The sequence below is a fragment of the Pseudarthrobacter sp. S6 genome, assembly GCF_050156575.1.
In the GTDB taxonomy this organism is placed as follows: Bacteria; Actinomycetota; Actinomycetes; order Actinomycetales; family Micrococcaceae; genus Arthrobacter.
Genome location: NZ_CP189581.1, coordinates 1,914,634 through 1,928,586, shown reverse-complemented (window position 1 = coordinate 1,928,586; position 13,953 = coordinate 1,914,634). Strand labels below are relative to the sequence as shown.

At 66.2% G+C, this 13,953-nt stretch carries 9 protein-coding genes; 5 read left to right on the top strand and 4 right to left on the bottom strand.

Annotated features, from left to right (window positions below):
• Nucleotides 1-164 precede the first annotated feature (164 nt).
• From ACQCS0_RS09300 to ACQCS0_RS09290, 3 genes are all read right to left on the bottom strand, one after another.
• Entirely contained in the window at nt 165-1,400 is a 1,236-nt protein-coding gene (locus ACQCS0_RS09300) for a DUF4192 domain-containing protein (protein WP_354222900.1), read from the bottom strand.
• A gap of 84 nt (nt 1,401-1,484) precedes the next feature.
• Nucleotides 1,485-2,834: an MFS transporter gene (locus ACQCS0_RS09295; RefSeq protein WP_354154323.1), complete on the bottom strand. Its 1,350-nt coding sequence runs from the start codon at nt 2,832-2,834 to the stop codon at nt 1,485-1,487.
• A 68-nt stretch (nt 2,835-2,902) separates the two neighbouring features.
• Entirely contained in the window at nt 2,903-3,841 is a 939-nt protein-coding gene (locus ACQCS0_RS09290) for a PAC2 family protein (protein ID WP_354154324.1), read from the bottom strand.
• A gap of 257 nt (nt 3,842-4,098) precedes the next feature.
• On the opposite strand from ACQCS0_RS09290, the gene ACQCS0_RS09285 reads away from it, so the two are divergent.
• The 5 genes from ACQCS0_RS09285 (at nt 4,099) to ACQCS0_RS09265 (ending at nt 10,312) form a co-directional block, all read left to right on the top strand.
• Nucleotides 4,099-5,625, top strand: coding sequence for a leucyl aminopeptidase (locus ACQCS0_RS09285; protein ID WP_354222898.1), 1,527 nt, complete (start codon nt 4,099-4,101; stop codon nt 5,623-5,625).
• A gap of 252 nt (nt 5,626-5,877) precedes the next feature.
• Entirely contained in the window at nt 5,878-7,263 is a 1,386-nt protein-coding gene (gene lpdA / locus ACQCS0_RS09280) for a dihydrolipoyl dehydrogenase (protein WP_282330441.1), read from the top strand.
• A 126-nt stretch (nt 7,264-7,389) separates the two neighbouring features.
• Nucleotides 7,390-9,132 carry a 2-oxoglutarate dehydrogenase, E2 component, dihydrolipoamide succinyltransferase gene (sucB, locus tag ACQCS0_RS09275; protein ID WP_426939480.1) on the top strand — a complete coding sequence of 581 codons (1,743 nt, stop codon included), beginning with the start codon at nt 7,390-7,392 and terminating at the stop codon, nt 9,130-9,132.
• Nucleotides 9,133-9,298: 166 nt separating this feature from the next.
• Nucleotides 9,299-9,649, top strand: a complete 351-nt coding sequence (locus ACQCS0_RS09270) for a hypothetical protein (RefSeq protein WP_354154329.1) — start codon at nt 9,299-9,301, stop codon at nt 9,647-9,649.
• Nucleotides 9,650-9,883: 234 nt separating this feature from the next.
• On the top strand, nt 9,884-10,312 hold the full coding sequence (locus tag ACQCS0_RS09265; RefSeq protein WP_282330444.1) for an OsmC family protein: 429 nt from the start codon (nt 9,884-9,886) through the stop codon (nt 10,310-10,312).
• Nucleotides 10,313-10,435: 123 nt separating this feature from the next.
• Here the strand turns inward: ACQCS0_RS09265 and ACQCS0_RS09260 are convergent, their stop codons facing one another.
• On the bottom strand, nt 10,436-13,930 hold the full coding sequence (locus tag ACQCS0_RS09260) for a S41 family peptidase (protein ID WP_426939479.1): 3,495 nt from the start codon (nt 13,928-13,930) through the stop codon (nt 10,436-10,438).
• Nucleotides 13,931-13,953: the final 23 nt, after the last annotated feature.

Here is a 13,953-nt window from a genome sequence, read left to right as displayed (position 1 = left end):
ACAAGTAGAACTGCCGGGGCGGCCATAATGTTCCCTGCTGGGCTTCATCACATGCACTTGATTCACGGACCCAACCGGGTCTCGGCAACCATTGTCTCATGGTTTTCCCAAACCCGACCTCAAGGCGGTCCCGTCCCGGTCCCCACGGGTAAGGCTACAACGGCTCAGGCTGCATCCGGTTCGAATTTCCGCCATGCGGCTTCCTTCCGTGCGGCCCAGCCGCAGAGGGTGCCGCGCCGCACCAGCTCAAGCATCAGTTCAGCGAGCCGGTAGCCTGGTTCCTCCTCAAGGGAACGGCCGAAGTACGCGGCAGCGTACGACCCCCGCCCCCTGCACCACGCGATCCACCCACGTCCGGTCAGTGCAGCCGCACCGGCCTGACCGCCGCACGCCGACAGCTGTTCCAGCACTGCGTCAAGGCTGTTAAGGGTGTGCCAGGCAGGAACAACAGGGTCCAGCCCCAACAGGACTTCGCCATACCCCGGAATACCTGGGCAGCACGGCCCGGCTGGCTCCCATCCTGCCGCTCCGGCTCCGGACTTTAGTCCGGAAGGTTCGAAGCCCAGGAGCGCAGGCCCCACCGGAGCCAGGATGCAGCCGGCATCGAAGATACCGAATTTCTCTGCTCCCGCCAGGGCAGCCGCCTGGCCGGCGGCGGCCATCACCAAGACGGCGTCACGCCAGGCCGGGACACGGAGCGACGCGCGCAGGTAGCCAATCTCGTTGACCGGCAGCACCTGACCAGGCACGTTGGCCAGCCGGGCCTCCCACTGGACCATCAGCCGGCCGAACTGGTCCCTGCTCCCCCGGCGCAGGTCCAGCTGCTCCGCCCACGTTTCCTCGTGGGCAAGGATGGCGGTCCGGTCCTCGCCGGAAAGCGTGGGCGGAGGGTGCGCACCGTCCTCTGGTGCGGGCCCGACGCTGCTGCCGCGGAAAACCATCTCGGCGTTGAGCATGCTGTCCCGGATCACCTGAACGGACCGGCCCGGCGAGGGACAACAGGACGGGTCGGTGCAATAGGCATCACGCCAGTAGGCGTCACCGACATACCAGGCGTCCCGTACAGGCATCCCCGCGGCCCCTAAGACCGACTGCAGTGCGTCCAGTAGCCCGCGGTAGGTTCCTGGAGGTTCCATCCAGCCGTCGTTGGTGAAGCAGGCCAGCAGGGCGGCGTCGGCATCGCCGTCAGCCCGGAGATAGCCGAGTACCGTGTGGGCGTAGCCCCTCGGGTCTGAGAGGGTTTCCGGACCTGGAAGATCCAGCCGCAGGGTTGCGCCCAGCCGGTTCCCGTGCAGGGTCATCGCAACCAGGCTGTCTGCCGGCCAGTAGCCCAGGGAGTGCGGGATGAAGCCGAGGATGTCTTCGGGGCCTCGGACGGTCAGGTGTTCTGAAGGTTTCATGGTTCAAGTCTTGGTTCAGCCGGTGGCGCGCGCCTGAAAAAACCTGGGCCATGTGGACAAGCGACCTGATGTGGAGGAAGAGTCTTAGCGGTCCTTGTACTCGGATGGCTGACGCCGCCGGGCCAGGTTGGCCCGCCGCTGCTGCGCCATGGCCCGGAGGAGCGGCGGCACCACAACACCCTGCGCGGCCATTTGACGACGTACTTTGCGCCGGCAGACCAGCGTCATGGCGGCGCCGAAGCCCAGCAAAAGGAACTGCACGCTAAGTGCGATCCGGAACGGCTCGAGCCCGTACAGGACGCCGTCGGAATAGCCGCTGGCCAGCAGGACGTCCAGCACGAGGCCGACCAGGAAGATCGCCACGAGGGCCGCGATGAAGCCGCCCACATTCACGATGCCCGTTGCGGTTCCGATCCTGTGCGCCGGATTAAACGTCCGCGCGAAATCAAACCCGATCATCGATCCTGGCCCCCCGATGGCCAGGACCACCACCAGGCACGCCAGCAACCACAGCGGGGAGCGGCCAGGCGTCACCAGCACGGCGGCCCAGGCAGCGGCCGTGGCCCCGGCGATGAGCAGCACCATGGTGGACCGGCGAAGTGGGTGGCGGGAAACGAACTGCCCGATGAAAGGGCCCACGGCCATCGCCGCCGCAACGTACAAGGTCATCAGGCCGGCCACGGTTGCGGCATCCAGACCCTGTCCCGAGATCAGGAACGGATATCCCCAGGTCATGGCGAACACCGTGCCGCTGAACTGGATGGTGAAGTGGCTCCACATCCCCAGCCGGGTACCCGGCTGGCGCCAGGCCCGCGCGAGCGAGGCGCCGGTGGCCTTCAACCCTTGCTGCGGCTGGGGGGCGGGCGCACCGGGCGGGTGGTCCTTCAACAGGACCAGCACCAGCACCACCGCCAGGCCCGCCATGCCCGCGAGCATCAGGAAGCCGGGAGTCCAGCCGAAGGAATGCAGGACGAAGGCGAACGGCAGCACACTGAACAGCTGCCCCAACTGGCCCGACATGCCCGTCAGCTGCGTGACCAGGGGAACCCGGGAAGGCGCGAACCACAGGGGAATGAGCCGGATCACGGAAATAAAGGTCATGGCGTCGCCGGCGCCCACAAGAACCCGCCCTGCCACACCGCCCGGGACGGTGTCGGCGAAGGCCAGCTGGAGCTGCCCAAGTCCCATGAGGACGGCCCCGCCGGCGATCATGATGCGCGAGCCGAACCTGTCCACCAAGAGGCCGACGGGGATCTGCAGGCCTGCGTAGACCAGCAGCTGCAGCACCGTGAAGAAGGAGATGGCGGACGCGCCGGCATGGAACCGCTCGGTGGCTTCCAGCCCCACCACACCGAATGAGGTGCGCTGGGAGACGGCCACAAGGTAGGCGAAGATGCCGATGCTCCAGATCAGCCAGGCTCGGGGTGCAGTCACCCCCTCATTATGCCCGGGCTGCTGCTCCGCCCCGGGCAGGCGTCTGCCAAGCGGACTCCGTGGGCCGGCTACGGGTGAGGGTTCTCGCGGGCCAGGTAGGCCTCTACTGCCGCGCCCAGCTCGTCCCCGTTCGGAAGTTCGTCATTTTCATCGGCCAGGAGCGAGCGCCGAACGGTACCCTCGGCCTTCTCGTCGTACCGCTCTTCCAGCCGGGCGACAACCTGCTGCACATCTTCCGAGGCTGCGACCTGTTCAGCGATCTGGCGGCCCACTTCCCGGCCCGCCTCGCGCAGCCGGTCCGCCGGCAGCATCAGGGACGTCGCGGCACCGAGGAATTCAAGTCCGGCTACTGCGGCCGGCGGGTATTCCGCGTCGGCAAGGTAGTGCGGAACGTGGATCACGTAGCCGGCAACATTGCGCTCAGCCTCCATCAGCCGCAGCTCCAGAATGTGCCCCACGGCAGCCGGAACGTCGACGGTGGGCTTCCAGACGGAAATGCCCTCGATCAGTTCCGGACGGTTGCCGTGGACGGTCACGCCCACCGGGCGCGTGTGCGGCACAGGCATGGGAATGGAGTGGATCCAGGTCACCAGGTTCACGTCCAGCTTTTCCACAATGCCGACGACGGCGCGTGCGAACCGCTCCCATTGAAGGTCGGGTTCAAAACCGGCCAGCAGCAGGAAGGGGCTGCCGAGCCCGTCCGTCAGCTTGTACAGCGCCAGCTTCGGCTGCTGGTAGTCCTGCAGATGATCCTCCACGAAGGAGATGTGGGGCCGCCGCGAACGGTAGTCGATGAGCTGGTCAGCGTCGAACACAGCCACCGGCTCGGCGTCGAGGGTGTCCAGGAGCTCCGCATTGATCTGCCTCACCACGTGGCCGGCATCGGCAAAGCCGGTGAAGCCCATCACCAGGTTCAGCCCGCTGAGCGCCGGGCTGTGGAACAGCTCGATGTTGCTCGCATAGAGCGCATCGGGGTCCAGCAGCGAACCGGAAATCCGTTCAAGCACGGCGTCGTCCTTTCAAGGAGTCGGGTGAATATCTTGTACAACACGTTCAGGCACCCCGGAATTCCGCCAGTCGGTGTGGCGCAGGTCTCAGGGGATTCCGCGGCCGATGCCCGCAGCGGCTACGATCGTGAATGGCCCGCCGGACGGGATTACCGGCACCCCGGCGTCCCGATCGGACGGCCCCCGGATTTCCATGGCCGAACGCCTGACATCCATACCAGCGCGAACAGCCTTTTCGAGAATTGAGGACTTACCCCGTGGTCAAGAATACTGAAATCAACCTTAGTACCCTCGCCAAGGACCTGAAGAGGACCCCCAGTGACGCCGTCGTCATCGGCGTGGGACAGGGATCGGACGGCCCTATCCTGCTTGCGAACCCGCTGACCGCAAAATCGGCGGAAGCACTGACCGATTCCCTCAAGGTTCTGGGTGTCACCGGCGCCGCTGACCAGATCGTCCGGCTGCCCGGCCTCCCGGAAACGGGTACCGGTGTTCTGGTTCTCGCCGGTGTCGGCAAGGTGGCCGCTGGCCGTCCGCTCACCGAAGAGTCCCTGCGGCGTGCCGCGGGTTCCGCCGTCCGCCAGCTCGGCGGCCTGCCCACTGTTGTCCTCGCGCTCCCGACGGCGGCAGTCGCCGACGTCGCTGCGGTCGCCGAGGGTGCGGCCCTGGGCGCCTATTCCTTCACCGAGTACCGGTCGTCCAAGGACGGACTGAAGGAACCGGTCCGCAACGCGTTGATCTACACGGACGTTGCCCCCAACGATGCGCTTCGCGCCGCGCTGACGCGTGCCGGCCTGATCGGTCAAGCAGTCAACGCCACGCGCTCCCTGGTCAACCAGCCGCCCAGCCACCTGTACCCCGAATCCTTCGCCGAGGCCGCCAAGGAACTGGCCAAGGGCCTGCCGGTCAAGGTGACTGTCTGGGACGAAAAGCGCCTCGAAAAGGAAGGCTTCGGCGGCATCATGGGCGTCGGCAAGGGCTCCACCCGCCAGCCCCGCCTGGTGAAGGTCGAATACGCGCCCGCAAAGGCAACCGCAAAAATCGCCCTCGTCGGCAAGGGCATAACGTTCGACACCGGCGGCATTTCCATTAAACCGGCCCTTGGCATGGGTGACATGAAGAGCGACATGGCGGGCGCCGCCGTCGTCCTTAACACCGTGCTGGCGATCGCAGGACTGGGTCTGCCGGTGAAGGCGACCGCCTGGCTCTGCATCGCTGAAAACATGCCCTCCGGTGCAGCTTCACGGCCTGCTGATGTGCTCACCATGTTCGGCGGCAAGACCGTGGAAGTGCTGAACACCGACGCCGAGGGCCGCCTGGTGATGGCAGACGGCATCGTCGCGGCGAGCCGTGAATACCCTGACGCCATCATCGACGTCGCCACCCTCACGGGCGCGCAGCTCATCGCCCTCGGCAACAGGACTGCGGGCGTCATGGGCTCTGACAGCGTCACCGGACCGATCAAGGCCGCCGCAGACCGCGCGGGCGAACTGGTGTGGCCCATGCCGCTGCCGGAGGAACTGCGCCCGAGCATCGACTCCCAGGTGGCCGACCTCGCCAACATCGGCGAACGCCACGGCGGCATGATGACCGCGGCTGTCTTCCTGCGCGAGTTTGTGGGCAAGGGCAAGGACGGGGAACAGATTCCCTGGGCGCACATCGACATCGCCGGCCCGTCCTTCAACAACGGAAGCCCTTACGGCTACACGCACAAGCAGGGCACAGGCTGCACCGTCCGCACACTGGTGGCTTACGTGGAGGACATCCTGGCAGCTGCCGCCTGACCGGCGGCTTTTGAAGTGTCACGCGGCTTTGTGACACCTCCGTGAATCCTTGGACACAAAGCCGCGTGACTCTCACCACAAGCGCCCCACAAACCCGACGGCAAGGTGGAGCATGTATTAGTGGTTCGCTAAGGTGAACTCCGGTAGTCACAAATGAAAGGGAACTGTCCTGCTGGCATAATCACGGCAGGGAAGTTTCAAGACCAGATGATGCGTACTCTCGTGTCATCGTTCACGCGAGGGAGCGTTTTAGTGGCCGATCAGGCAACTGCGCAAGAATTCGACATCCTGGTACTCGGCGGCGGCAGCGGCGGTTACGCAACTGCCCTGCGTGCCGTTCAGCTTGGCCTCACCGTTGGCCTGATCGAAAAGGGCAAGCTCGGCGGCACCTGCCTGCACAACGGCTGTATCCCCACCAAGGCCCTGCTGCACTCCGCTGAACTGGCCGACCACGCCCGCGACTCGGCAAAGTACGGCGTCAACGTCACTCTTGACAGCATCGACATCACCGCTGTCAACGCTTACAAAGACGGGATCATCGCCGGCAAGTTCAAAGGCCTGCAGGGTCTCATCAAGGGCAAAAAAGGCATCACCGTCATCGAAGGCGAAGGCAAGCTCCAGGGCACCGATACCGTAGTCGTGAACGGTACCGCGTACAAGGGCAAGAACATTGTCCTCGCGACCGGCTCCTACTCCCGGTCGCTGCCGGGCCTGGAAATCGGCGGCAAGGTCATTACCTCCGACGAAGCCCTCACCATGGATTTCATCCCCAAGAGCGCGATCATCCTGGGCGGCGGCGTGATCGGCGTCGAGTTCGCTTCGGTTTGGAAGTCCTTCGGCGTCGACGTCACCATCATCGAGGGCCTGCCTTCGCTGGTCCCGAACGAGGACGCGACAATCGTCAAGGCCTTCGAGCGCGCCTTCAAGAAGCGCGGCATCAAGTTCTCCACCGGCACGTTCTTCCAGGGCGTTGAGCAGAACGCCGACGGCGTGAAGGTCACCCTCGTGGACGGCAAGACCTTCGAAGCCGACCTGATGCTTGTGGCCGTCGGCCGCGGCCCGGTCACGGCCAACCTCGGCTACGAAGAGGCCGGTCTGACCATCGACCGCGGCTTCGTCATCACCAACGAGCGTCTGCACACCGGTGTCGGCAACGTCTATGCCGTCGGCGACATCGTCCCCGGCGTCCAGCTGGCACACCGCGGCTACCAGCAGGGCATCTTCGTCGCCGAGGAAATCGCCGGCCTGAAGCCCGTCGTCGTCGAAGACGTCAACATCCCCAAGGTCACCTACTCCGAGCCCGAAATCGCCACGGTGGGCTACACGGAAAAGGCCGCCAAGGCCAAGTTCGGTGACGACCAGATCCAGACCCAGGAATACAACCTCGCCGGCAACGGCAAAAGCTCCATCCTGGGCACCGGCGGCCTCGTCAAGCTGGTCCGCCAGAAGGACGGCCCCGTGGTCGGCGTCCACATGATCGGCGCCCGCATGGGCGAGCAGATCGGCGAGGCCCAGCTGATCGTGAACTGGGAAGCCTACCCGGAGGACGTGGCCCAACTGGTCCACGCACACCCGACTCAGAACGAGTCCCTGGGCGAGGCCCACTTGGCCCTAGCCGGCAAGCCCCTGCATGGCTAGCAGTTCCGCCCGCACCACCGCAAGACAACAGGGCTTAGTGCCCCCGGCGTGATCCGCCGGGTTCACTAAGCTCGAACAAGCCAGCCATCATCCGCACAAAAGATCAATAAGGAGAACGGGGACGACATGTCTGAATCCGTTAACTTGCCCGCCCTCGGTGAGAGCGTCACCGAAGGAACCGTCACCCGCTGGCTCAAGCAGGTAGGTGACCGGGTAGAGGTGGACGAACCGCTGCTCGAGGTTTCCACCGACAAAGTAGACACCGAAATCCCCTCTCCGGTTGCCGGCATCATCGAGGAAATCCTCGTTGCCGAAGACGAGACCGCCGAAGTAGGCGCTCCCTTGGTCCGCATCGGCGACGGCTCCGGCGGCGGCGCGGCCGCCGAAGCCGCAGCACCGGCCGAGGAAGCCCCCGCCGCACCAGCTGGGCAGGCACCCGCAGAGGAGGCTCCGGCCGCCGAAGCACCGGCTGCAGAATCTCCCGCAGCGGCAGCACCCGCCGCGTCGGACGGCGAAACCCACGACGTCACCCTCCCGGCATTGGGCGAAAGCGTCACTGAAGGAACCGTCACCCGCTGGCTGAAGGCCGTGGGCGACACCGTTGCAGTGGATGAGCCGCTCCTCGAGGTTTCCACGGACAAGGTTGACACCGAAATCCCGTCGCCCGTCGCGGGAACGCTGCAGGAAATCCGGGTCAACGAAGACGAAACGGCCGAAGTTGGCGCAGTCCTCGCTGTCATCGGCTCCGGCGCGACTGCCCCCGCAGCCTCCGCTCCGGCACCGGCAGCAGCTCCGGCGCCCGCCGCTGAGCCTGCGGCACCAGCGCCCGCCGCGGCACCGGCTCCCGCTGCACCCAAGGCAGAGGCCGCTCCGGCGGCACCGGCCGCGGCGGCAACACCGGCTCCAGTTTCAGCCCCGGCACCCGCGGCCGAGCCTGCTGCGGGTGGCGAATCCGGCTACGTGACGCCCTTGGTCCGGAAGCTGGCCAACCAGCACGGCGTGGACGTCGGATCACTGTCCGGCACCGGCGTTGGTGGGCGCATCCGCAAGCAGGACGTCCTCGCGGCGGCAGAAGCCAAGGCTGCTCCCCCCGCAGCTGCACCGGCCAAGCCGTCCGCCGCTCCGGCGGGTCCGGCAGCCTCCTCTCTGCGCGGTACCACGCAGAAGGCTCCCCGCATCCGCCAGGTCATTGCCCGCCGCATGCGCGAATCCCTTGAAATCTCCACGCAGCTTACGCAGGTGCATGAAGTGGACATGACCAAGGTGGCCAAGCTGCGCCTGAAGGCCAAGAACTCGTTCCTGGCCCAGAACGGCGTCAAGCTCACCTTCCTGCCGTTCATCGCCAAGGCCGTGGCCGAGGCCCTCAAGCAGCACCCCAAGCTCAACGCTGCGTACGACGAGGACAAGCAGGAGATCACCTACCACAACGCCGAGCACCTGGCGATTGCGGTGGACACGGACAAGGGCCTGCTGGTTCCGGTCGTCACCGATGCCGGCAACCTGAACCTGGCCGGGCTGGCCGGCAAGATCGCAGACGTTGCCGGCCGCACCCGCGACGGCAAGATCGGCCCGGACGAACTGTCCGGTGGAACGTTCAGCATCACCAACATCGGTTCGGTCGGCGCACTGTTCGACACCCCGATCATCAACCAGCCGCAGGTGGGCATCCTGGGCACGGGCGCTATCGTCAAGCGCCCCGTGGTGGTGGCCGATGAGAACGGTGACGACTCGATCGCCATCCGCTCCATGATGTACCTGTCCCTCACGTACGACCACCGCCTGGTGGACGGAGCGGACGCAGGACGCTTCCTCCAGACCCTGAAGGCCCGCCTCGAAGAAGGCGCCTTCGAGGCCGATCTGGGACTCTAGCCCCGAGCAAGACCGGACGACGGCGGTGCACGCAGCGGTGGGAAACCACCGGAACCCGTGCACCGCCGTCGCGCTTTAAGCCAAGGAGCCAGTGTCTCCGCCGACACACCAGAACCCTGCGGTCCGCCTTACTACATGGTGTAGAAGCCCTGCGTAGACTGGTCGCATGATTATCGTGTACAACATCGTGGTCTTCCTGCACATCGTCGGCGCCGCCATGATCGTCGGCATCTGGATCGGGAACATGAAGACCCCCACGGTCCATCCCCGGCAGTTCGATGGCGCAGCCCTTCAGCTCGTCACCGGCATTGTGCTGATGGGCCTGATCCCGGCCCTGGATATGGACGCGAACTACTTCAAGTTGGGCATCAAGTTCGCGATCGCCCTGGCCGTCGGCGTGCTGGCTTTCATCGGCCGCCGCAAATACAAAAAGGGAGAGGCCATCAGCAAAGGCCTGGCCCACGGAGTTGGCGGACTTGCGCTTCTCAACGTGGCAATCGCCACGCTCTGGAACTGATCGCTGGCCGAACCGCCCCCGACGGCGCTGCTCCCCTCATCCGGGAGCGGCGCCGTCGCAGTTTAACGGCCACGCGGACTAACCGCCGGGCCTTCGTCGGCTGCCGGCCACGCGCACAGTCACAATCCACTGAGAGCGGACACCCTGTGCACGGCCCCCGCTCAATCCCTAGGATTGGAAGTGGCGGGGCCAGGGAACGGCCGGTCCCGGTTCGAACCGATTTGAGGAGTGGACATGGCAGCAATACGCACCGCGCACACAGTATGGAACGGCGACCTGATGACAGGGTCGGGTCAGACCACGCTGGACAGCTCCGGCCTGGGCACATTTGAGGTTACCTGGAAGGCACGCACCGAAGCGGCAGGGGGCAAGACCAGCCCGGAAGAACTCATCGCGGCAGCGCACGCGAGCTGCTTCTCGATGGCATTCAGCAACATGCTCGCCCAGGCCGGACATGCTCCGGAAGAAGTCAACACCAAAGCCGATGTGACGTTCGTTCCCGGCACCGGCATCACGGGGAGCCACCTGACGATGTCCGCCAAGATCCCCGGCATCTCCGAAGAGGAGTTCCAGCGGATCGCCGGCGAGGCCAAGACCGGCTGCCCGGTCTCCGGCGCGCTGGCCAGCATCGAGATCACCTTGGACGCATCCCTGGAATCCTGATCCACCCAGGCGGCAGCCGCGTTCGCTAGTGACGCTGGCTGCTCCTGAAACGGAGAAGGCCCTGCCCCGTCCGGACTTCCGGGAGGGGCAGGGCCTTCTTTGGTCTATTGTCGCCGCACGGTCTTAGCCGCCATGCCGGCGGGCCGGAAGCGGCGCGGGCTTCAGGCGGCGGTAGCCTTCGCGGACCGGGGGCTTGTCGGTCGGCAGCTCCTGGATCATTTCCCTGAGCGCACCGATCCCGTATTCCAGCTGGGGGTCCCTGCCGGCTGCATAAGCGTGCGGCGGGTAGAGCACTTCGATGTCGGGATCCACGCCGTAGTTTTCCACCGACCAGCCCACACCGCCACCAAACCAGGTGGCGTACCGCGGCTGGGTCACGCCGGTGCCGTCGGCCAGGGCGAACCTGTTATCGATCCCCACCACGCCGCCCCAGGTGCGCGTGCCGATCACCGGGCCGATCCCCCGCAGCTTGGAGACCTGGGTGATGATGTCGCCGTCGGAGCCGGCAAATTCATCGGCGAGGATGATCACCGGACCCCGCGGTGCGTGGTGCGGGTAGGTCCGCGGACGTTCGCCGCGGGGCATGCTCCAGCCGGTGACCTTCCGGCCAATCAGTTCCGCCACCAGCTGGGACGTGTGGCCGCCACGGTTCCGGCGGACGTCCACGATGAGGCCGTCGAGGGCAGTTTCGGTGTCCAGGTCGCGGTGCAGCTGCGCCCAGCCGTTCGCCATCATGTCCGGGATGTGCAGGTACCCGTAGCGGCCGCCGGAGGCCTCCCGGACGATCCCGCGGTTCGCGGCCACCCACTCCTGGTAGCGCAGCCGCTCCTCGTCCCTGACCGGGATCACGGCGATCCGCCGCTGCGCCCCTGCCTCTGCGCCATGACCGGTTCCGTTGCGCAGTGTCAGCTCCACGGCCCGTCCGGCAGCGCCCACCAACTGCATCGCGGGGCTCACCGTGGCGGACAGCGGCACTCCGTCGACGGCCAGTACTACGTCCCCGGCAATCGCGGCGGCACCGGGCCGGGTCAGCGGCGAAGTGGCCAGCGGGTCAGAGGACTCGCCGGCAAGGATGCGGGTGATCTCCCAGCCTGTCGCTGTGAACGCGAAATCTGCGCCGAGGCGTCCCTGACCGTTGCTTCCGTTTTCCGTGACCGCCGCGGGCCGGACGTAGGCATGCGAGGTGCCCAGTTCCCCGTGCAGCTCCCAGAGCAGGTCCACCAGGTCGTCGTGGGACCCCAGCCGGTCAACGACCGGACGGTAGCGTTTGTGGATGGATTCCCAATCCTGTCCTGCCATGTCTTCGGCCCAGAAGAAGTCGCGCTGCAGGCGCCAGGCTTCATCGAACGCCTGGCCCCAGACGCTGAGGGGATCCATCATCACGCGGATCCGGCCCAGATCCACCTTGACCAGCTGGCCGGATTCCTCATCTGCCTTGGCGGCAGAGGGAACCACGCTGACCTGTTTGTCGTGGATGAGCACCACCTTTTTTCCGTCGCCGGAGAGCCGGTAGCTGTCCAGGGCTTCCACCAGCGTGGCTGACTTCCGGCGGGCCAGGTCGAACCGGACCAGGCTGGGGCGGGCGTCCTTGTCGTCCTGGCTGGCTTTGCCGTCGCCAGTGACCCCGGCCAGGGCCCAGTCCAGCCACAGCAGCGCGCCCTCCGTTGAGGTCAGTGACGTGTAGTTGCCCTGGGGAACGGGAACGCCAATAACACGGTGCGCCAAGCCGGCCGGATCCACACGGACCGCACTCACTGGTGCAGCGCCTGCCGCCGCGTCTGCATCCGTGCTGTCCGCGCTTGCGGCAGGGGCCAGGTCAACGGCAGGGCCAAACGGCGACGGCGTTGTGGCCGCCAGTGCCACCAGATACGGCTTGATGGGGCTGGGGAAAGACAGGTCAAACGAGTGCCCGTCGTAGACCGGGTCAAAGCTGCGGTTGGACAGGAAGGCCAGGAACTTTCCGTCCGGCGTGAAACTTGGGGACAGGTCGCAGAAACGGCCGTCCGTGACCTCGACGATGCCGCCCACCAGATCCGTGGCGTTGGCGAGCCGGAGCCGGCTCCGGGAGCCGAACGAGGTGACGGGTTCGGACCAGGCAAGCCACTGGGAGTCCGGGGACCACGCGATTTCCGCGATGCTTCCCTCGCCGATGCTGGTGACCAGGGATAGGTCCCCGGTGGCTGTGTCCGCCACATAAATGTCGCCGAAGGAGGTTCCCACGGCAATCCACCGGCCATCGGGGCTCGCTTCCAGGGCGCTGGCGCGTGAGGGCTTGGGGAAGGCGACGCGGGTCAGGACTGACGGTCCCGAGTTGACCACAGCTTCTGCCGGGCTGGGGGGCACGTCGGCCGGGGATTTGCTAGACGGGGAGTCATCCGGCACCGGGACAACGACGTCGGCAGCCACAGTTGCGGATGATGCCGCCGCGGGAACCGGCCGGGGCAGCGGTGCTTCCGGTTGGTCCCGATCCACTGCCGCGGGTGCGGCGACGGGGGCTGCCGTAACGGCAGGAACCAGGGTGTCGGGCACCGGCGCGGCAATCTCCTTGATGTAGATCGCCTCCACGCCGTCGTGATCTGCGACGTAGGCGAGGCGGCCGCCGTCGAGCGGCCTGGGGAGCCTCGCGCGGACACCCGGGGTGGCCTCTACGATACGCGACGGGCCGTCCTTGTGGCGGAGCCAGTGAAGCGTGCCATGGGCCTCCACGACGCTGGCGGAGCCGCTGTCATCCGGCGCCACCGCGCCCAGGTGTTTGGAGGTTTTCAGCAGGCCCGGGCGGCGCGATTGAGATGCCGAGCCCAGCGAAAGGTCCAGCCGTACCGCGGCAGAGGACAGATCGTGCAGGATCCAGAGTTCACCGGCCGATTCGAAGATGACCCGCTCCCCGTCAGTGGATGCATGCCGGACGTAGAAGTCCTCGTGATCGGTGTGTCGTCGGAGATCGCCGCCGCCGGGCAGCACCGAGTACAGGTTTCCGTAACCCTCGTGGTCTGACAGGAATGCGATGCGCCCGTCCACCCACAGCGGATCTGCGAGGTTTCCGTCGAGCTGGGGAACCAGTCGCTCGAACTCGCCGTTTCCGTCGGTGTCAATCCAGAGCTTGCCGGCGGTACCGCCGCGGTACCGCTTCCACCAGGCCGGTTCACGGGAGAGCACGCTGGCCAGGACTACGGGCCGCTCGTCCCCCACTTCGGGACCGAAGGCCACGGATTCGACCGGCCCAAAGGGGAGCTCCTCAGCCGACCCGCCGTCGACCGGGACGCTGTAAGCGTAGGTATGCCGGCTTTCGGCCTGGCGGAACGCGCTGGTCACCACTACGTCGCCGGCGGCGGTGAAGCCTTTGACCTTGGTTGTGGCGTGGCCGAAATACGTCAGTTGCCGGTAGCCACCGCCGTCCACCTCCGCCGAGACAACTTCCGGGGCGGTTCCCTGGACAACAGTCCAGACCAGCCGCTTGCCGTCAGGCGTAAACCGCGGATTGCGGGCGGGCAGCTGCAGTGATGACACGCGCCATGCACGGCCGCCGCTGAGCGGTGCGATCCATACGTCGTCCTCTGCCACAAACGTGACCAGCTCGCCGTGGACATGCGGAAACCGGAAGTAGCTCGAAGAAGTCATCGTTCGATCATAGTCAACTCCCG